The 19,079-nt window shown below is 52.8% G+C and carries 19 protein-coding genes; 11 read left to right on the top strand and 8 right to left on the bottom strand.

Going from position 1 to position 19,079, the window contains the following annotated elements; genetic code table 11:
* Positions 1-41: 41 nt before the first annotated feature.
* Positions 42-509: a DUF1854 domain-containing protein gene (locus tag A0129_RS06740; protein ID WP_291713568.1), complete on the top strand. Its 468-nt coding sequence runs from the start codon at positions 42-44 to the stop codon at positions 507-509.
* Between the two features lie 127 nt (positions 510-636).
* Here the strand turns inward: A0129_RS06740 and flhC are convergent, their stop codons facing one another.
* A complete protein-coding gene (gene flhC / locus A0129_RS06735; protein ID WP_291713565.1) occupies positions 637-1,203 on the bottom strand; it encodes a flagellar transcriptional regulator FlhC in 567 nt (188 codons plus the stop codon).
* 56 nt (positions 1,204-1,259) lie between these two features.
* The gene (flhD, locus tag A0129_RS06730; protein ID WP_291713563.1) at positions 1,260-1,577 is read right to left on the bottom strand and encodes a flagellar transcriptional regulator FlhD; all 318 of its coding nucleotides are present in this window, start codon (positions 1,575-1,577) and stop codon (positions 1,260-1,262) included.
* A 195-nt stretch (positions 1,578-1,772) separates the two neighbouring features.
* On the opposite strand from flhD, the gene A0129_RS06725 reads away from it, so the two are divergent.
* The gene (locus tag A0129_RS06725; protein WP_291713561.1) at positions 1,773-2,651 is read left to right on the top strand and encodes an alpha/beta fold hydrolase; all 879 of its coding nucleotides are present in this window, start codon (positions 1,773-1,775) and stop codon (positions 2,649-2,651) included.
* On the opposite strand, the gene A0129_RS06720 is transcribed toward A0129_RS06725, so the two are convergent.
* Complete coding sequence (locus A0129_RS06720) at positions 2,635-4,062, bottom strand: amidase (RefSeq protein ID WP_291713559.1); 1,428 nt, start codon at positions 4,060-4,062, stop codon at positions 2,635-2,637. The two genes, A0129_RS06725 and A0129_RS06720, sit on opposite strands and share 17 nt — an antisense overlap.
* Before the next feature lie 55 nt (positions 4,063-4,117).
* Between A0129_RS06720 and A0129_RS06715 the strand changes: the two genes are divergently transcribed.
* The 5 genes from A0129_RS06715 (at position 4,118) to A0129_RS06695 (ending at position 7,649) form a co-directional block, all read left to right on the top strand.
* Entirely contained in the window at positions 4,118-4,549 is a 432-nt protein-coding gene (locus tag A0129_RS06715; RefSeq protein ID WP_291713557.1) for a YchJ family protein, read from the top strand.
* Between the two features lie 135 nt (positions 4,550-4,684).
* The gene (locus tag A0129_RS06710) at positions 4,685-5,158 is read left to right on the top strand and encodes an Hsp20 family protein (protein ID WP_291713555.1); all 474 of its coding nucleotides are present in this window, start codon (positions 4,685-4,687) and stop codon (positions 5,156-5,158) included.
* 98 nt (positions 5,159-5,256) lie between these two features.
* Positions 5,257-5,958, top strand: a complete 702-nt coding sequence (gene pxpB, locus A0129_RS06705; RefSeq protein WP_291713553.1) for a 5-oxoprolinase subunit PxpB — start codon at positions 5,257-5,259, stop codon at positions 5,956-5,958.
* Entirely contained in the window at positions 5,951-6,925 is a 975-nt protein-coding gene (locus tag A0129_RS06700; protein WP_291713551.1) for a biotin-dependent carboxyltransferase family protein, read from the top strand. Before pxpB ends, A0129_RS06700 begins: the two co-directional genes overlap by 8 nt.
* The gene (locus A0129_RS06695) at positions 6,915-7,649 is read left to right on the top strand and encodes a LamB/YcsF family protein (RefSeq protein ID WP_291713549.1); all 735 of its coding nucleotides are present in this window, start codon (positions 6,915-6,917) and stop codon (positions 7,647-7,649) included. The genes A0129_RS06700 and A0129_RS06695 overlap by 11 nt, the downstream gene beginning before the upstream one ends.
* On the opposite strand, the gene A0129_RS06690 is transcribed toward A0129_RS06695, so the two are convergent.
* The gene (locus A0129_RS06690) at positions 7,650-8,093 is read right to left on the bottom strand and encodes a YkgJ family cysteine cluster protein (RefSeq protein ID WP_291713547.1); all 444 of its coding nucleotides are present in this window, start codon (positions 8,091-8,093) and stop codon (positions 7,650-7,652) included.
* A 181-nt stretch (positions 8,094-8,274) separates the two neighbouring features.
* On the opposite strand from A0129_RS06690, the gene A0129_RS06685 reads away from it, so the two are divergent.
* From A0129_RS06685 to mnmH, 3 genes are all read left to right on the top strand, one after another.
* A complete protein-coding gene (locus A0129_RS06685) occupies positions 8,275-10,236 on the top strand; it encodes a DUF294 nucleotidyltransferase-like domain-containing protein (protein WP_291713545.1) in 1,962 nt (653 codons plus the stop codon).
* On the top strand, positions 10,233-10,967 hold the full coding sequence (locus tag A0129_RS06680; RefSeq protein WP_291713544.1) for a 3'-5' exonuclease: 735 nt from the start codon (positions 10,233-10,235) through the stop codon (positions 10,965-10,967). Before A0129_RS06685 ends, A0129_RS06680 begins: the two co-directional genes overlap by 4 nt.
* A gap of 69 nt (positions 10,968-11,036) precedes the next feature.
* Positions 11,037-12,071 carry a tRNA 2-selenouridine(34) synthase MnmH gene (gene mnmH, locus A0129_RS06675; protein WP_291713542.1) on the top strand — a complete coding sequence of 345 codons (1,035 nt, stop codon included), beginning with the start codon at positions 11,037-11,039 and terminating at the stop codon, positions 12,069-12,071.
* A gap of 22 nt (positions 12,072-12,093) precedes the next feature.
* Here mnmH and A0129_RS06670 read toward each other — a convergent pair whose 3' ends face one another.
* The 4 genes from A0129_RS06670 to A0129_RS06655 are packed head-to-tail and all read right to left on the bottom strand — an operon-like array spanning position 12,094 to position 16,277.
* Positions 12,094-12,510 (bottom strand): thioesterase family protein, encoded by a 417-nt coding sequence (locus A0129_RS06670; RefSeq protein WP_105028988.1) that lies wholly within the window; start codon positions 12,508-12,510, stop codon positions 12,094-12,096.
* Positions 12,511-12,529: 19 nt separating this feature from the next.
* Complete coding sequence (locus A0129_RS06665) at positions 12,530-13,702, bottom strand: iron-containing alcohol dehydrogenase (RefSeq protein ID WP_105029864.1); 1,173 nt, start codon at positions 13,700-13,702, stop codon at positions 12,530-12,532.
* 29 nt (positions 13,703-13,731) lie between these two features.
* Positions 13,732-14,226 (bottom strand): DUF4442 domain-containing protein, encoded by a 495-nt coding sequence (locus A0129_RS06660; protein WP_105028989.1) that lies wholly within the window; start codon positions 14,224-14,226, stop codon positions 13,732-13,734.
* 14 nt (positions 14,227-14,240) lie between these two features.
* A complete protein-coding gene (locus tag A0129_RS06655; protein WP_291713540.1) occupies positions 14,241-16,277 on the bottom strand; it encodes an NADPH-dependent 2,4-dienoyl-CoA reductase in 2,037 nt (678 codons plus the stop codon).
* Positions 16,278-16,567: 290 nt separating this feature from the next.
* On the opposite strand from A0129_RS06655, the gene A0129_RS06650 reads away from it, so the two are divergent.
* A complete protein-coding gene (locus tag A0129_RS06650; protein ID WP_291713538.1) occupies positions 16,568-19,009 on the top strand; it encodes an FtsX-like permease family protein in 2,442 nt (813 codons plus the stop codon).
* Positions 19,010-19,079: the final 70 nt, after the last annotated feature.

Below are 19,079 nucleotides of genomic sequence, written 5' to 3'. Positions count from 1 at the left end.
GCACCAGGCCCAGGAAAAACTGAAGCAGGAGCAAGCCCAATATGATTGACTGGCGATTGCGTGAATCAACCCAAGGCAAGTTGGCCTTGTACAAAGGCAGTGAATTGGTGGCCGACCAGGTGATGCCAGTGCTGGCTTTCCCCTTTTCAGCCCCAGATGAAAGCATTTCAATTGTGGATGAATACAGCAAAGAATTAGCCTGGCTGGATCGTCTGGATCAATTGGATACTGACTCACAGGCGGTCGTGAAAGATTTCCTGGCAGTGCGTGAGTTCAGGCCCACTGTGCTTCGAATTACCTCAGTGTCGACCTACTCCACACCCAGCATCTGGACCCTGGAAACTGACAAAGGGCCTTGCAAGTTTGAGTTGCCCACGGATGAGAGCATTCGACGTTTGGGAGGAAGCCGGCTGGTGCTCACCCATGCCAACGGCATGCAGTTCATCATCGAAGACATGTTCGCGCTGGATACACGAAGCCGTCAGATTCTGGCTCGCTTTATGGCCTGAAAATTGGTCAAAAAAAACACCTGTGAGCCAGGGCTGACAGGTGTTTGAAGTGTCCTTGTACTACGGACAGGGGAGAGAGACAAAAAACAAGTTACTGCTTGGTACAACGGCACTGCAATTCAATTCTTTAAGCAATTTCCATCAAGCTTTCTTCATTGAAGAAGCGGGTGGCTGCGTCCTGTTTCGTTTTTCCGGCGCGTGATGGCATGTTGCACAGGCCGCATTCATAGTTATTGACCAAGTCATAGGTGTGTACGACGAAGTGACCCTGACAGGTTTTGCAAGCTGTGGTGGTCAACATGCCGGCGTCAAAAAATTTCACCAGACGCCATGCGCGGGTAAGAGACAAAACCTCTGGCAAACCCAAGGCTGTAATTTGTTCGCGATACAGCTTGTAGGCCTTCACCAAACATTCACCGTCTTCAAGGTCGGTGTGTTTGATGCATGTGGAGTAAAAATTCATGAACAGGGAACAGTGGATATTGGGCTGCCAGGTCATGAACCAGTCTGTGGAGAAGGGCAACATGCCTTTGGGCGGCGATTTCTGCTTGATTTCCTTGTACAGGCGGATCAGGCGTTCACGTGACAATTGGGTTTCACTTTCGAGGACCTGCAAGCGGGCATCCAGCTTGATCAGGTCAGAAGCGAGTTTGATTTGGACAGCCTCAGCCATCAAGGATTTAATCTTGGACATATTTGTTCTCCAGCGCACCCGCGGGTGCATGTGCCACGGTTGTTTTCTAAGTGCGCTTAAGCGGTAATTTGGGCGCTGCGGCCAGCCATCAAGATGGCTGCATGCATGCCTGAAATCGCGCGTTCTTTTCCGTGGTCACCAAGGAGTTTCCATACGGCGGGGTCTTCGAACCGAATGCTGCACATCGGCACATTGTTTGCTGCGATGCGCAAAACTTGAGCGGTAGTCAGTTGGTCCAGCAGGTCTGCCGTGTTTTCGTCGATGCCCAGGCGAATGATGGCCTCGGCTTTGTCTTCATTGATGAGTTGTTTGGCCAGAAGCAGGTAAGATAAATTGGCTTCGCGAATTTGTTCCAGTAGTTCATTTGCTTTCATTTTGAACATCCTCCTATTCAAATCAAGCAATCTTTTTCAGAAGGTTTCGACGCTTCCCACAGACATCGATCCCAGTGAATGTATTGTTGATGAACCGCGAAAAAAACTAAGCCATCCAATTGCTGTAAGCGAGATCAGCGAGCAGCCATTGCGTATGTAAGAAGAAACCAGACAACGAGACAGGTGAAATTAACAATGAGCAATGCGTTTATGAACTGGCTGTGCCGCAGATTGATCGATTCCAAATGCAAACAAATGGGTTTGGTCAAAAGCAGCGTCAATACCGTAGACGGACGCACCGTGTATTTCAAGGGCGGACAAGGGCCCGACATGGTGTTGGTTCACGGCTTTGGTGCCAACAAGGAAAACTGGTTGGCACTGGCTCCACGCCTGATGCGCCATTACACTGTGTGGATACCCGACCTGATCGGGTTTGGTGAGTCTGACCGACCGAGCAATGCCCGTTTTAATATTGCAGAACAGGCCGATCGAGTGGTGCGTTGGCTGGATGCGGTGGGAGTAAAAACCTTCCATGTCATGGGTAACTCCATGGGCGGCTATTTGGCGGGTGCCTTGGCCGCCAATTTTGAGAACCGGGTTCTCAGCGCCTGTTTGTTAAACCCTGCCGGGGTAAAGGGTGCCGAACATACAGCCATTGGGCGTGCTTTTGCAGACGAAGGCAAAATTATTCTGGCACCCACCAATTTTGAAGAATATGAGAAGGTGGTCGATCTCTGTTTTAATGGAAAAGCGCCACCCATGCCTGGTTTTATGCGCAAATACTTTGGCCGCATGTCGATCAAGAACAAGGCTTTGCTCGACCGGGTATTCATGGAGTTCGTGAATCCGGACGCCAACGTCAGTTTGAACGACATGGTGGAAAACACCACCGTGCCCTTGATGGTGGTGTGGGGAGATTCGGACCAGTTGGTTCACCCCAGTGGCCTGGCTGTATTGAAACAGGCGCAACCCGCGATTGTCGATTTAATGCTTGAAAACACTGGCCACTGTTCCATGGTCGACAGGGCCTCGGTAGTTTACAAAGCTCACCTGGAATTCATGCCAGCATCTTGAATGGTTGGGCTTGCTCAATTTCCAGCGCAAGCTCAATCAACCTGAATTCATGCCCCATGGCAGCGGCAAAATGTACCCCGACGGGGATACCCTCGGCCGTATGGTGCATGGGCAGGCTGATGGCTGGGGCCCCCGCCACGTTTTGAGCTGCTGTGAATGATGCAAAGTTGAGCAGCCTTTCCCGCGCCTGCTCAAAAGGCACATCAAGTGCCAGGTAACCTAGCGGCGGTGCAGGCTGGCCAAGCGTTGGGCTCAGCAACACATCCAGATCGGCAAAGGCCGTAGCGTATTGCGCTTCAAACTGGTAAAGCCTTCGCAAAGCGAATGGAAATTTCAGCAGGTTGCGCGTGAAATGTTTGGCCAAACCGTCAGTGAGGGGTTCGAGTTTTCCGGTGTCCATGTGCCGGTCAACTGCAAGTTTGCCCAAGTGTGAAATGGATGCGGCCAGCATGCCCCAGTACAGCAAGAAATCATCGGCAAACTGGGCGCTGATGGGCACCTTGATTTCCTGCACTTCGTGGCCCAACTCTTCACACAAGGCGGCTGCCTTGTGCACAGCGTCTATGCAGGCGGAGTCTGTTTCATGACCAGAAATTTTCTGTGTGAACATGCCGATTTTCAGGCGCTTGCGGCCAGGGGCTGTGATATGGCCAAGTGGTGGCAATGTCGGGTTTTTGTAATGCTCTTCCGCCAGCGCGAAAAACGCAGCAGTGTCCCGTACACTGCGCGAGACAATCCCGTCGCTCACAATATTGATGGGCAGGTTTTTTGCCATTTCGTTCATGGCCAAACGCCCGCGGCTGGGTTTCAAACCCACCAGCCCGCAACATGCAGCGGGAATGCGAATTGAGCCACCGCCGTCGTTTGCATGGGCAATTGGAACCACACCCGCTGCCACCAAAGCAGCCGAACCGCCCGAAGAACCCCCTGTGCTGTACCCAATGTTCCATGGGTTGTGTGCTGGCTCGGCTTTGCTGTACTCGGTGGTGGCAGTCAGCCCGAACTCGGGCAGCTTTGTTTTACCCAGCAGCACTACGCCAGTGTCGATAATCTGCTGTGCGACGGCGCTGGTGTGATTTTTGTTGGTGGCTGGCATGGCCGCAGATCCGTGCAGAGTGGGCAAGCCATTCAAATCCAGATTGTCCTTCAAAAATGCCGGTATGCCCTGAAATGCCCTGAAGTTACCCAGGTTGTCGTAAAAGCTTGCTTGTGCCAGGGCCGCTTCCTCTTGCAAGCACACCGTGGCGTGTAGCGCCGGGTTGACAAGTTCAAGTCGTTTGAAGGCGGCCTGCACCAGTGCAGTGGCACTGATTTCTCCGCGTTGTAGTTGCCCCGCCAAGGCCACGGCATCATGATGACCCAAAGCGTCGGTATGGTGAAACGCGTGTACTTGTCTAGGCTTAATTGTCATTGTGGGTGATCATTGTTGTTGGTCTAAGGTTGGCTGTCTCTGGCTTCAGTCTAAAATGAAAAATCTGCTGAATTCATCGCTTTTGCCCCACATGGTCCAAAAAAATAAATCATTGCCGTGCCCCTGTGGCCATGGTGCCTACCAAGCCTGCTGCGAACCGTTTCATATCCAGACGCAAACCGCACCGACCGCAGAAGCACTGATGCGCTCGCGTTACAGTGCATATGCCTTGGGCCTGGGCGACTATGTGTTGTTAACCTGGCATTCCAGTACACGACCGCCCCAACTAAACCTTCAACAGGACATTGCGCAAGGCAAATGGCTGGGGCTGAGTGTTAAAGGACATTGGCCAGGCCATGGCAAAGCCGAAGTGGAGTTCGTAGCTCGCTACAAACCCAACCATGGGCCCGCCAGTCGTCTGCATGAACGGAGCCGTTTTGTGCAGGAGCAGGGGCGTTGGTATTACGTGGATGGTGATCTGTTGTAGTCCATGTAAAAATTTTCAATCACGGCGCTTGAAATCTTCAGGGGTGGTTCATAAATCAGGAATGTGGGAAATGTCTCCGAGAGAGTTTCTCCACATATTTAACAACTGATTTTTTGCTTCTCAGGAGAATCAATCATGGCAACAATCGATCTCACCCCTTTGTACCGCAGCACCATTGGTTTTGACCGCATGGCCAGTATTCTGGATGCAGCTATGCGCGCTGACACTTCAGCAGGTTACCCTCCCTACAACATCGAAGCGCTCGAGGAAAACCGCTATCAAATCAGCTTGGCTGTGGCAGGTTTCGAGGAAAAAGAGCTCGAGCTGGAAGTGGAGCGCGGCGTGCTGACCGTCCGTGGCCGCAAGGGTGACGAAGAGGGTAAACAGTACCTGCACAAAGGCATTGCGTTCCGCAGTTTTGAACGCAAATTCAACCTGGCCGACTACGTTCAAGTAGAAGGGGCTAACCTGAAAAATGGCTTGTTGGTAGTCGAGTTGCGCAAGGTGATTCCGGAGCAAATGAAAGCGCGTAGAATTCCGATTGGTGAAGCGGGTCTTCGAACCATTGAAGCCAACGAGGCAAGTCAGGACAGCCAAGCCGCCGCATAATTCGTGCGAAGTGGTTGCACACATCAAAAAAATGCAGCCATTGGCTGCTTTTTTTGTGTTTAAACTAAAAGCCTCTTGGTCCAATTGTTTGAGCATCCATGCCCAGCGCATACCTTCTTTCCGATCGCGCTATCCAGATAGACTGGGCCTCCCCTATTGCCGCTACCGAGAAAAGTTTGCAGGCAACGGAACTGGCCATGATCAGACACAAATTAATACAGTCCCCTCAAACATTGAATTGGCCGGCCTGGCAGTGTGTACAGGCGGATCAATCAATGACCGTGATCTTTGAACACCCCATTATTGCAAACGGACGTTACAAGGCTTTGCTTGACCAACTCACCCACTTTCTGACCGAAGTCGATAAAACCAAATGGCCTGCGGACAACCCAGGCCGCCATCACCAAATTACCGTGAACTATGGTGGTGTTGCTGGCCAAGATCTCGAGTGGTTGGCTCAACAGACCGGGCTCAGTGTAGCCGAGGTAATTGATTTGCATTGCAGCGCCATCTACACCGTTCAGTTTTTGGGTTTTTTGCCTGGCTTTGCTTATCTGACTGGTTTGCCCAAGCAGCTTCATTTTTCTCGCCGGGAAACCCCGCGTTCGCGAGTGCCAGCGGGTACGCTGGCGATTGCCGCCCATTACTGCGCAGTGTATCCCTGGGAAAGTCCGGGTGGATGGCATTTGATGGGACATGTGGAGCAGTTGCTTTTTGATCCTGAACGCAATCCTCAGGAAGGACCGTCAATCTTCAACGCTGGTGATACGGTTCAATTTGTTCGGGCTGATCATGCTTAAAGTGGTCAAAGCCCAAGGGCAGGGGATTGTCAGCGACCTGGGCCGCTGGGGTCATCAGCATGAAGGCGTGCCGATCGGGGGCGTGCTGGATTCTTTTTCGTTTCGCCTAGGCAACCTTGCTTTGGGAAATGCAGCCAATTCGGCTTGTCTTGAGCTGATGGGGCAATTCGATTTTGTGTGCACCAGGCCGTGCCGGGTATTGCTTGCCAACCGAGGTGCACAGGCCTTGTTGAACAACAAGCAGGTGTGGTGTGGTGAAGTTTTAGTATTGCAGGAAGGTGACGTGTTGCGCACAAAGCCGCCTTGCCTTGGCATGTGGAACATACTGTGTGTGCAAGGTGGTGTCGATGTGAGCGAAGTGATGGGTTCTCGCAGCACCTGTCTTGCCGCCGGTTTTGGAGGTTTGCAAGGTCGGGCGTTGCAAGTTGGGGATGAACTTCATTTTGTGCGGCAATGGACCGCCAGCCTGCGACCGGGCGTGCGCCTTGCCATGCCCTTGGCTCGCTGCGAGCCTTCGGCCCACTTGTGGCTTCATTTTTTGCCTGGTCCAGAGTTTGTTGAACTCAGTGAGGATTCCCAGCATCTGTTTGCCCGCCAATGCTTCAAGCTGAGCACTCAAAGTAGCAAAATGGGGTATCGGCTGGAGGCTTCTGAATCCCCTTTGTACCTGAAACAAAAGATGTCTTTGCGTTCACATGCGGTGCACCCGGGAATGGTGCAATTACCACCCGACGGTGGGTTGGTGGTGTTGCTCAGTGATGCTCAGGTCACCGGCGGTTACCCGCGTCTAGGCTGTGTGTTGTCTTGCGATCTTTGGAAGTTGTCTCAATTGGCGCCTGGGGAAAGCCTGCGCTGGGTTGTGGTTGACGAACAGAAGGCCCAGCGCCTGCTTACAAAGCATGAGCTTGATGACAGGCGTTACCAATATGCCATTGAAAGCAACAAGGTGATCACCGATGTGGATTAATGCAGATTTGGGTGAAGGCTGTGCGCATGATGAGGCCCTGTTCAAGATTGTTGATTGGGCCAATATTGCCTGTGGCGGGCATGCTGGTGATGAACACAGCATTCGTTTGGCCTGCAGGCTTGCGCTGGAACATGGTGTACAGGTGGGCGCCCACCCCAGTTATCCGGACCGTGCTGGGTTTGGGCGTCAAAAGCCTGAGGGATCAAATGAACAGTTGCTGGGTGAATTGAAGCGGCAAATGAATTTGTTCGAAAATATCGCTGCAGCACTAGGATGTGCGTCAGGACATTTCAAACCGCATGGGCAGTTGTACAACGACGCTGCCTTTCAAGCGGCCGAGGCCGAGATCATCATCAATTTGGCCCATGCTTTTCCGCACCTGAAGCTGCTGGCGTTGGCCAATTGCCCGTTGGTGGCTCGGGCACGTGCAGCCGGCATCGAGGTGATCGAAGAGGCATTCCCGGATAGGGCCTACTTAGGCAACGGCGCACTGGCTCCTCGAGACCAGCCTGGGGCAGTGCTTCGCGACCCTGTTCAGGTCAAAGCGCAAGCGGAGTTGATTTTACGTGGTCAGGCGCTTCAATGCCTGGATGGCTCAAACCGAGTGATTACCGCTCAAACATTGTGCGTCCATGGGGATAATCCGGAAGCTTTGATGAATGCAAGGGCGGTTCGCGCCGCACTTACCGAGCATGATCAGGAAAAATACAACGGTGCCAGCTAGTTAATTGGCAGGTTTTATTTCTGGCGTGGGCAGGGTAATGTGATCCGGTACGCCAGCCACAGGTACAAACCGCACATTCAAAGGCGGCATTCCGTGCTTGGCGCGCGCTTGGTTGCAACGGGGGTTCAATTCACCTTGGGCGTCAAATACATCGTATTCACGGCAGGGTGAGGGCCGGTTCTCATAGATGGTGCAGGTCACTGACTCGCCGATATTGCCTGACAGCGCTATGCAACGCGGTTTGCTTTGTGAGCTGCCTTTCATGCAACTGCGGTAAAGGTTCATTTGCTCCGTCATTTCAACCGGTACCACGCCGCCCTCGGCGGCTGTGGTTTCCCCCCAGTAAAAGCTTATTCGGAACGTGGAGCAACACACGCCGCAGCTCTGGCACAGGGCTTCAACGCCAGCGCCATCAACAATAATTGTGGTGGGGTTTGACTGCAATTTAACCTCGGAAAAAAACAGCCATGGGGAGAGTTGCGCGAATATATTCCTGCCACAAGCGCAAAGCAAGCACTATTTGCAGGTCACGTGGTTTGGAAGAAACAAGCTTTTTGTAAGGTGCTAAGGCTACAATAGGGAAAACCATTATAAGAGCCATTGACCCCAAGGAAATGGAGAGACTGTGAATCGACCGAATGCCGCTTCTGTGGCCGATTCGGGGAATACTGCCCCCGATTCTGCACAAACCAGTACCAGCCCATCAGGGCAAATGCTGGATTACATTAAACAAAGACTGGTCAAGCACGCACCGTTCAGTGAAATCCCGCTTCGCGACCTGGATTGCCTGCTGGATGGTTGCGCGGAGACCTATTTTGCACCCAACGAGGTGATCGTACGGCCCGAGGACGGCCCACCCCAGTTTCTTTACTACGTTGAAAAAGGCTCTGCTGTAGGCCGTAAGGGGTTGGCTGACCTGTCCTCGACCGGGTTTCAATACGAGGCGGGCGAAATGTTTCCGGTCAACGCATTTCTTGCCAAACGCGCAGTGACAGCCACCTACAGCGCTCGGGAAGACACCTTCTGCCTCATGTTTACCTTTGACGGCGTCCAAGCCCTGGCACGTAAAAGCCCGGTCTTTTCCGATTATTTAACACGGCGCACCATGCAGTTTCTGGATTTGTCCAGAAAGGCGATTCAGGTTGCTTACTCCTCTCAAACTCTGGCCGAGCAAACGCTTGAGAAACCCCTGCGTGATGTATGCCGTCATGAGCCTTTTTCCTGCGCGCCAAATACCCCTTTGAAGCAGGTGTTGGAAGTGATGCATGAGCACCGGATTGGTTCCATGATCGTAGTGAATGAGGCCATGGCGGTGGAGGGAATTTTGACCCGCCAGGATGTGTTGTCGCGCGTGGCTATGGCCCAGAAGCCCCTGAGTTCGCTGATTTCAGAGGTTATGAACACTCCGGTTCATACCTTGGACGAAAGTTGCACTGCGCAGGATGCCGCCCTGCTGATGTCCAGATTTGGCATTCGCCACGTGCCGGTAACCCGCAACGGAAAATTAAGTGGCATTGTTTCCGAGCGAGATATTTTCGCCATGCAGCGTTTGTCGCTGAAACAGATCAGTAGCAATATTCGTTCAGCGCAAGATGCCGATATGTTGCGCGCCTGCGCCAACGACATTCGAAGTTTTGCAAAAAACCTGTTGGGGCAGGGGATTGCAGCCAAGCAGCTCACAGAGTTGATCAGCCACTTGAACGATGTTCTCACCGAGCGGATTTTGGAGGTGGTCGGTAACCGAATGGGCATTGACGCCAGCAGTTATTGCTGGCTAAGTTTCGGCTCGGAAGGCCGTTCGGAGCAAACAATTGCCACAGACCAGGACAACGGCTTGCTGTTTATTAGTGATCAGCCGGAGGCGGACAGACCACGCTGGCTGGCGTTTGGCAAAGAAGTAAACCAAACTCTGGACCAGTGCGGCTACCCTTTGTGCAAAGGCAACATCATGGCCAGCAACCCTGAATGTTGTATGACTGCTGGCGAGTGGTTGAACAAATTTGCGCGATGGATCGATGTAGCCACGCCTGAAAATCTGCTCCGTGTGAACATATTTTTCGATCTTCGCCCCCTGGCGGGCAACAAAGAGCTGGCACAGCCCCTTCGGGATTACATTGTGACCCGCGCCAAAGAATCCACCATCTTCTTGCGCCTGCTGGCTGAAAACATCATGCGTTTTCGCCCACCCTTGAACTGGCACGGCAGCATAGACACCACCGAGATCGAGGATATTCGCACGCTTGATTTGAAAAAGCAGGGTACGGCGGTATTTGTCGATGCTGCGCGCTTTTTTTCTTTGGTGTTTGGCATCGATGAAGTCAATACACGGCGTCGGTTTGAGGCAGTGGCCAAGCGATTGAGCGTTGAAGAACAACGCCGAGATGCCTGGGTGAGTGCGTTTGAATTTCTGCAAATGATGCGGCTGCGAATTCAGCTTGACGAGGGTGTCGCCGTTCCCAATCTGCCGGATCAGCCCAATGTGGTGAACTACGATGTGCTCGACAACATCGACCGTCGTATATTGAAAGAGTGTTTCAGGGTAGGGCGCCGTTTGCAGCAGCGAATCGAGATGGAGCATATGCGTTGAGCACCACGTCGCAGGGACAATTGCTGCCCACGCGAGGATGGGCGAGTTATATCAAGAACCGCCTGGTTCAAACACTCAATTTTTCAAACCCCAACCCAGATCGCTGGGTGGTGTTGGATGTGGAATCGTCCGGTCTGAATCCGAAGAAAGACAGGTTGATTTCCATTGCAGCCACTGCCATTGCGTTTGATGCTCAGCGCCGCCCACGCATATCGCTTACAGACACTTTTGAGGTGGTTATCAAACAGCCCCCTGATATTGTCGATATGATTGAATTTGAAGCCATCGACAAAAACAATATTCTGATACATGGCATTGGCATTGGCGCACAGCAAAAAGGGGTGAAGGCGGAAGTGGCTTTGTCGGAATTCCTGCGTTATGTGGGCAATTCACCATTGATCGCCTTCCACAGTTGGTTTGACGAAATCCTGATCAATAAGGCCATGCGCAAGGTTTTGGGGCGTTCAACGCACCGGCATTGGCTCGATCTGGAGCATTTGGCCGCAGTATTGCACAAGGAAAACCACCAACTTCCTCTTGATGTGTGGATGCAGCGATACGGCATTGAATGTGAACAACGGCATCAGGCGGCAGCCGATGTGTTAGCCACTGCACAGCTGTTGATGAAGCTTTGGCCTATGCTGCAAAAGCGAAAAGCCACCGATTGGAAAGACTTGAAAACCATTGCCAACGGACTTAAAACACTTCCTGGGCGAAACTTGCCGACCTAGGTTTGCAATTGAAGCCTTGTTTTGCGTTATTCTGCCGGGCTGAACATTTGTTTTGAAGTTGGCTTTTTCATGCATGACTTTTCCTCTTACGACCTGATTATTGATGCACGCTCGCCCCGGGAGTTTGAGGAGGATCACATTCCGGGCGCGATCAACATGCCGGTGGTCAACAATGACGAATACGCCGAGGTTGGCACCCTTCACCGCACCGATAAAATGGCAGCCTACAGCATCGGTGTGCGTTATTCGTTGGCCAATATTGCGCGGCACCTTAGCGATGATTTGCCCAAATACCCCAAAGATGCAAAGGTACTGGTGTACTGTTTCCGGGGTGGAAAACGCAGCAAACTGTGGTTTGATGCGCTTGAAACGATTGGCTACGATGTTCGCAAATTAAACGGTGGCTGGAAAGCTTACCGGCGCTGGGTGAATGAACAGCTCGAAATTGTGCCCAAGAAGTTTGATTATCATGTGCTGAGCGGCCCAACCGGCTGCGGCAAAACCCGGCTGCTGTATGCCTTGCGGGAAGCAGGTTGCCAAGTGGTGGATCTGGAGGCAATCGCCCGTCACAGAGGTTCAATCATTGGGGCAGTGCCTGGTACTCCTCAACCCTCGCAAAAGTATTTCGACACTTTGCTGTTGGAAGAACTCGCGAAATGTGATCCCACACGCCCAGTCTGGGTTGAAGCCGAAAGCAAAAAGATCGGCAATGTGCAGATCCCTGCATCCATGCTTGACGCCATGCGCAAAGGAAAAACCATTCGCGTGCATGCCGACATGCAGCAACGTGTCGAGCTATGGAGACAGGATTACAAGCACTTTGAAGAAGATCCGGAAGGCCTGCTCGAGCGTCTGCGTTTTATTCGCAGCCTGGTGGGCGGTAAGGAATTTGAAGAATGGGAGCAACTGGCTGCCGAGCGTAAAATGCCCGAACTGTTTGAGCGGCTGATGCGTAATCATTACGACCCGGCCTATCGCCGCTCAATTTTGCGTGAGTACCCCAATATTGACGAATCGCCTTTGATTGAACTGCATGATTTGTCGCCAGCAGGCTTGCTGGAAGTGGCGAAAAAAATTGGCGTTCAATACGACAGAAAGACTTGACCTGACCAGTTGTACTCAATCGTCAAGCGAGCAACACAGCCAATTTGCTGCGAATGCTCTCAGGTATTGGGGTGGGGGTGTTGTTCGTCTTGTTCACAAACACGTGCACAAAGTAACCCTCAGCGCACAATTCGCCCTTGGCGTTGAACAAACCCAATTCATAGCGCACTGAGCTGTTGCCCAGTTTACCCACCCGCAGGCCGGCCGTAACCGGCTCAGGGTAGGCCAGTGGTTTCAGGTACTTGCACTGGCTTTCCACCACAAAACCCACCACTTCGCCGTTGTGAATGTCCAGTCCGCCTTCTTCAATCAGATAACGGTTCACCACACTGTCGAAGTAGCTGTAATACACCACATTGTTCACGTGGCCGTAAATGTCGTTGTCGTGCCAACGGGTTTGAACAAGCTGATGCAGTGGGTATTGGGCCAAAGTGGTCATGGTTATCAATCGAATATTCTTAGTAGGCCGCCTGATAAATAGCCAAGGCTTGGGCCTCGTTCACATCACGTGGGTTGTTGCTCAACAGGCGGGTCTGCAGCATGGCTGCGCTGGCCATCAGGGGTAAATCTTTCTCGCCAATACCCACTTCGCGCAAGCCAACCGGCAAACCTGTAGAAGGCGACAATGTGGCGGTGTAATCAATAAAGGCCTGGGCCAGTTGCTCGGTGTTGTCGCCGTGGTGACCCAGCTTCAATACCTGGGCCAGCTCTGCGTACTGCTGCTCGGCTGCGGGCAAGTTAAAGCGCAACACATGCGGCAACACCAATGAATTGCTCAAACCATGCGGCACATGAAAAATGCCGCCAATTGGATAAGCCAATGCATGTACCGCACCCACTGGCGCATTGGCAAAAGCCTGGCCAGCCATGCAAGAGCCCAACATCATCGCCTGGCGCGCCTCGCGGTTGCCTGGTTCTTTGCACACGGTATGCAAGTTGGCAGCCAACAGCCTTAGCGCCTCGCAGGCGAGAAAATCAGCGTAGGGGTTTTTCAGGCGTTTGCTGGTGTAAGCCTCTATCGCATGCACCATGGCATCAATGCCGGTGGCCGCGGTGACATGCTGGGGCAGACTAAGTGTCCAGTCAGCGTCCAGAATGGCCAGGTCGCCATACAACACAGGCGACACCACGCCCATTTTGGTGTCCACACCCGTGGTGACAATTGAAATCGGAGTCACCTCACTGCCTGTGCCAGCCGTGGTGGGCACCAGCACCAAAGGCAACCTGTCGCTGGTCACATTGCCTACACCATACATGGTGTTCAGTTCTTGTTTTCCGCGCGCCAACACGGCAATCAGCTTGGCCACATCAAGCGTGGAGCCGCCACCGATGGCCACCACTACATCGGCCTTGAATTCCATGGCGAGCAAAGTGACTCTGTGCACCAAAGCCTCGGGAGGGTCGGGTTCTACATCGTTGCAACTGTGAACTGCATGGCCTGCTGTGGCCAGGTTTTCAACAATGGTTTTGAAGGCTGCGGTGCCCGCGATGAAGGGGTCAACCAGCATGAATACCCTTGCGCTTTTTAGGCCATGCTGAGCCAGCAAGGGAGCCAACATGTCAGCCATTCGAAGCGAGCTTCCGGATTCGCACACAATGCGGTTCACAGTTCTGAATTCAAATGGTGCCATGCGGGTGTCTCCTTGCTGTTCTGTATATTTTAGCCTTTGCGCTTCGGGGTCCATGCCCAAATGGCGCGAACGAAGATGGGTTCTTTGCTTTCGCCATCGGTAATCGTCACCGCTACATCAACTTCACCGCGTTCCTCGGTTTGCATCATCGCGATTTGCTCTTGTGTCAGCATGGCTTCGGCTTTCATATCGCCCACTGCACGTTTGCGGTAATCCACTTCCATGCGCTTGATCACGGGTATTGCGTTGGCCGGCACATTCAAACCCACCAGTGCCCCCGTGGCTGATTCGGCAATCATGATCATGGCAACCGCGTGCACAGTACCAATGTGGTTTTGTACATAAGGGCGGTTTTTGATCACCACGATGGAGTGGTTAGGTTCAATCCATTCAAATTTCAGACCACTGGTTTTGAAGTATTTCACTGCGCGGCCAAACAGCAGGGTAAATGCACGGGTTTTCAAAGGCGTGGGCAGCTTGTCCACTTGCGCATACACCTTTTGCAGCATCGATTTTTGACTCATTTTTTCTTTTGCCTTTAGAGGGTTACAGCCAGTCGGGTGGCTTGATTAATTGCGCGTTTGGCATCCAGTTCTGCAGCCACCGATGAACCACCCACCAAATGCACTGGTATGCCCAATGCTTCAATCGGTTCTACAAGTTCACGCAAGGGATCCTGGCCTGCACACACGATAATGTTGTCGACATTCAAAATTTCTGGGCCATGCGCGCTCATGATGTGCAATCCACGGTCGTCGATCTTCAAGTACTCCACACCTTGCATGAAGTGAACGCGCCGGCTTTTCAAGCTGGCCTTGTGCACCCAGCCCGATGTTTTACCCAGGCGCTTACCCAAGGGTTCGTCCTTGCGCTGGCACAGCCACACCTCACGTGCGGGTTTGGGTGGCTCGGCGTGTACCCCATCAATGCCACCTGCGTTTTTGGGGTCAAAGGTAATACCCCATTCCTTTTTCCAGCTTTCCAAATCCAGGGTTGGAGAAGGGTGGGAAAAGTCGTGCGTCAAGTATTCCGACACATCAAAGCCAATACCGCCAGCGCCAATCACAGCCACTTTCTTGCCTACTTCTTTTTTGTGTAACAGCACATCGATGTAGCTCAACACCTTGGGGTGATCAATGCCTTCGATACCTGGTGTGCGGGGCTTGATGCCGGTGGCCAGTATCACTTCATCGAAACGCTCTTTGGAGATTAGCTCAGCATCCACAGCGGTGTTCAGACGAACATCCACCTTCTTCAACTCCAGCTGGCGTCTGAAGTAGCTAATGGTTTCATGGAATTCTTCTTTGCCTGGAATTTGTTTGGCCATGTTGAACTGACCGCCAATTTCACCCGCTTTGTCGAACAAGGTGACGCTGTGCCCACGGCGAGCCAATTCAGTGGCAGCAGCCAGGCCCGCAGGGCCCGCACCCACCACCGCAATTTTCTTTTTGCGCTCCAATGGTTTGTCTACAATTTCCAGTTCATGGCAGGCACGCGGATTCACCAAACAAGACGCGCGCTTCAAGCTGAAGGTATGGTCCAGGCAGGCCTGATTGCAGGCAATGCACACATTGATTTCATCGGCGCGACCTTCTTTGGCCTTGATCGCAAAATCAGGGTCAGCAAGTAGTGGCCGGGCCATGGATACCATGTCGCAGGCACCATCGGCAAGTAACTGCTCTGCCACTTCAGGTTTGTTGATTCGGTTGGAGGCAATCACCGGTATTTTGATTTCTTTGCGAAGCCTAGCGGTCAGTTCTGCAAATGCAGCGCGGGGAACCGAAGTCACGATAGTAGGTACACGTGCTTCATGCCAGCCAATACCGGTGTTGATCATCGTGGCGCCGGCCTTTTCGATCTCTTTGGCGATGTAACTGACCTCGTCCCAAGTGTTGCCGCCTTCGACCAGGTCCAGCAATGAATGGCGATAAATGATGATGAACTTTTCACCCACGGTTTCGCGGATTCGACGAACAATTTCAACCGACAAACGAGCCCGGTTTTCCACCGAGCCACCCCAACGGTCTGTGCGTTGATTGGTGCGTTTACAGATGAACTGGTTTAAAAAGTAACCCTCCGACCCCATCACTTCTACGCCGTCATAACCTGCTTCCTGGGCAATCTTGGCTGAACGTGCAAAGGCTGCAATGGTGCGGCGAATGCCAAAGTCGCCGATCTCACGCGGCTTGAACGGATTGATTGGCGATTTCACGTTCGATGCCGACACGCTTAACGGGTGGTAGGCATAACGGCCAGCATGCAGCAACTGCATCACGATTTTGCCGTCGTGCCGGTGCACAGCTTCGGTCACTTTTTTGTGATGCTTGATTGCACCGCTGCTGCTTAGCTTTGATGCAAACGGGTATAGCCAGCCTTCCAGATTGGGTGAAAAACCACCGGTTACAATCAGGGCGGTACCGCCTTTGGCGCGTGCTTCGAAGTAAGCCGCAAACTTGTCAAACTCTTTGTACTTGTCCTCAAGACCAGTGTGCATCGAACCCATCATGATTCGGTTGCGCAGGGTGGTAAAGCCGAGGTCAAGTGGAGAATTCAAATGGGGAAATGCGTCAGACACGTTACCGTCTCCTTAAAAATCGGTAGTTTTTTGTAATGTATTTACTTATGTTACTGAAAAGTAATTTTTATTGTTGGAGTGAGTGTTCAAATCTGCACTCAAAATAGCACGATCGGTCAATTTTTTGCGTGTTTTATTGATGAAGAAAATACTGCGCTGCAATAAACAAGGGAACCTGTATCCACGCGGTTTGTCCTAAACTGGTGTTTTATCCAGCAAGCGCCTTCTTCATGCAGTCTGTTCAGTATTGGGCGCGGCAGTCACGCCGCGCGTCGTTCCGAATTTTATTTGTGGCTTTAGTCCTCGCTGTAGCGGCCATATCGTCCGTCGGCGTATTCTCGGCCCGAATTGAAGCTGCCCTCGTGCGTGACGCCAGTCAGATGCTAGGCGGTGATTTGGTGATTGAGTCCAAGCGCAACACTGAAAATGCGCCTTGGCTTTCAATTCTTGACAAACCACAGTACGCAAGCTTAAAGCAGGCTGAAAGCGTGGTGTTTCCCAGCGTTGTACCTTCGGAGCGGGTCGACTTACTGGTTTCGTTGAAGGCAGTGAACAACACGTATCCCCTTCGCGGGCTACTCACGGTTCGCAACGCACAGGGTCAAGATGAAAAAGTGGCCAGTGGCCCACCTCAAGGCGAATTGTGGGTAGACCAAGGTGTGCTGGGTTCACTGGATGTTCAGTTGGGTGATTCAATTCAAGTGGGCGAAATAAGCCGTCCCGTAACCCGCGTTATTTTGGTGGAACCCGACCGTGGCGGTGGCTTTGTCAACTTCGCTCCCCGCGTCATGATGAACACTGCGGACCTTGAAGAATCGAAGTTGTTGGGCCTGGGGTCACGGGCCACCTGGCGGATTTACTTCACTGGCGCTCAGCCGGTGATCAATCAGCTGATTTCCGAATTGACCCCAGTGTTGTCGCCCGTTGAAGAAATTGAAACCCTGGAGAATGGACGTCCTGAAGTTAGCGGTACGCTTGAGCGCGCCAATGATTTCCTGGCCATGGCTGCTTTGATCGGCACCATGGTGGCCTGTGTGGGCATTGCGCTGGTGGCGCACTTGTTTGCCAAAGAACAGGCCAGCGAATTGGCAGTATTGAAAAGTCTGGGCTACACCCCCAAACGTTTGCTGCGCATGTGGGCTATTGGCATGGGAATGTTGACGCTGGGCGCTGGCGTGCTGGGTGTGGCCCTGGGGTGGACGGCGCATTGGGGCTTGCTGGCCCTGTTGGCTGAGCTGGTGGGTGTCGATTTACCACTGGCCGGTTTGCATTACCTGCCCATGGGCATGCTGCTGTCAGCGTTGTTGTTGCTGGGTTTTGCAGCGGTGCCCACCTGGTACGCCTTGCGTGCGCCTGCAGTCGCCGTCATTCGGCACCAAACATTGAAAAGCAGCCGTGGGCAATTGATACTGTCGGTATTGTTTGGTGTGTTGACTGCTATTGCGGTGTGCTTGCTGATTGTGAACAATGTCGTGTTGGCCCTCTTGTTGTTCGCAGGCTTTGTAGGTACGTCCTTGGTGTTTGCCTTGTTGTTCTGGGGGTTGTTGAAAACCCTGGCCTACCTCGGGAGGGGCAGGACAAGTACAGGCACCAACATCGCGGTTTTTCAAAGCATGTCCAAACGAGCAGGCACGCTGGTGTTACAGGGTGTCAGTCTGGCCTTGGGCTTGGCGGCATTGTTAATGCTGGCTGTGGTACAGGGTGATTTGATTGATCGCTGGCAAGAGGCCGTGCCCGAGGATGCACCCAATCGATTTGTGTTCAACATTCAACCCGATCAGGTTGAAGGTGTTCAACAAGTGTTGAATACCGCAAGCCTTGGTCCGGTCAATTTGTACCCCATGGTGCGCGGGCGCTTGAGCGCCATCAACGGTGAGACCATCACTGCCGATACCTTTTCGGATGAACGCGCCCGCAACACAGTGGAACGTGAACTGAATTTGAGCTTTGCAGACACCTTGCCCACGCACAATACCCTCGCTGCCGGAAGCTGGTTTGATGAAACTCCCACCCAAGCCGAAGTGTCCGTAGAAGACGGTGTGGCAGAGCGCTTGGGGATAGGCATGGGCGACAAGCTCACCTTCGACATTGCAGGTACGCCCTTAACAGCCGAAATTACCAGCATTCGCGAGCTGCGTTGGGATTCCATGGAAGTGAATTTCTTTATGGTGTTTCCGACCGAAGTACTTCAATCTTTCCCGCAAACCTGGATCACTTCCGTTAGTTTGCAGAAAGACAAAGCCATTCCTGTGTCCCGTGACCTGGTGCGCGAATATCCCAACCTCACTGTGCTGGACACCGAGTTGATCATCACCCAGTTGCGGAAAATTCTGGGGCAGGTGGGCCAGGCTGTTCAGTTTGTATTTTTGTTCACAGTGGCCGCCGGTGGATTGGTGGTGGTGGCCTGTGTGATGACAGGTGCACGTGTGCGCACCCGTGAGGCTGCAATTTACAGGGCCATGGGAGCATCTACGGCTCAACTGCAACGGGCCGCTTGGCTTGAACTTTCCGTGCTGGGTGCGCTGGCAGGTTTGGTGGCTGCCATTGCCGCCCAAGGCCTGGGTTGGGGCGTGGCGCATTTTGTGTTCGAGTTTGAGTACTTCCTGTCGCCCATGCACATTGTGGCTGGTGTGGTTGCGGGTGCAGTGGTGTCGGTGTTGTTTGGTGCATGGTCGGTCAACAAGGTTTGCCGCGCCCCCGTGATGCAAACCTTAAGGCAAGCTGCTGCCTAGCAAGCCATCGACTAATCGAATTACAGTCGAATTTACGTGGCAGTGCACGGTTACAATGTGGGATATCTAC

The organism is Limnobacter sp. CACIAM 66H1, from assembly GCF_001601825.1.
GTDB lineage: Bacteria > Pseudomonadota > Gammaproteobacteria > Burkholderiales > Burkholderiaceae_B > Limnobacter.
This window is presented reverse-complemented; position numbering and strand designations above follow the sequence as displayed.

Coding starts and splice junctions, on each gene's coding strand:
- flhD (WP_291713563.1), bottom strand. CDS start 1,577: ATGAAAGCAAATGAACTACTGGAACAAATTCGCGAAGCCAATTTATCT.
- A0129_RS06740 (WP_291713568.1), top strand. CDS start 42: ATGATTGACTGGCGATTGCGTGAATCAACCCAAGGCAAGTTGGCCTTG.
- flhC (WP_291713565.1), bottom strand. CDS start 1,203: ATGTCCAAGATTAAATCCTTGATGGCTGAGGCTGTCCAAATCAAACTC.
- A0129_RS06660 (WP_105028989.1), bottom strand. CDS start 14,226: ATGAGTCAAAAATCGATGCTGCAAAAGGTGTATGCGCAAGTGGACAAG.
- A0129_RS06695 (WP_291713549.1), top strand. CDS start 6,915: ATGTGGATTAATGCAGATTTGGGTGAAGGCTGTGCGCATGATGAGGCC.
- A0129_RS06720 (WP_291713559.1), bottom strand. CDS start 4,062: ATGACAATTAAGCCTAGACAAGTACACGCGTTTCACCATACCGACGCT.
- A0129_RS06670 (WP_105028988.1), bottom strand. CDS start 12,510: ATGACCACTTTGGCCCAATACCCACTGCATCAGCTTGTTCAAACCCGT.
- A0129_RS06665 (WP_105029864.1), bottom strand. CDS start 13,702: ATGGCACCATTTGAATTCAGAACTGTGAACCGCATTGTGTGCGAATCC.
- A0129_RS06725 (WP_291713561.1), top strand. CDS start 1,773: ATGAGCAATGCGTTTATGAACTGGCTGTGCCGCAGATTGATCGATTCC.
- pxpB (WP_291713553.1), top strand. CDS start 5,257: ATGCCCAGCGCATACCTTCTTTCCGATCGCGCTATCCAGATAGACTGG.
- A0129_RS06700 (WP_291713551.1), top strand. CDS start 5,951: ATGCTTAAAGTGGTCAAAGCCCAAGGGCAGGGGATTGTCAGCGACCTG.
- A0129_RS06710 (WP_291713555.1), top strand. CDS start 4,685: ATGGCAACAATCGATCTCACCCCTTTGTACCGCAGCACCATTGGTTTT.
- mnmH (WP_291713542.1), top strand. CDS start 11,037: ATGCATGACTTTTCCTCTTACGACCTGATTATTGATGCACGCTCGCCC.
- A0129_RS06715 (WP_291713557.1), top strand. CDS start 4,118: ATGAAAAATCTGCTGAATTCATCGCTTTTGCCCCACATGGTCCAAAAA.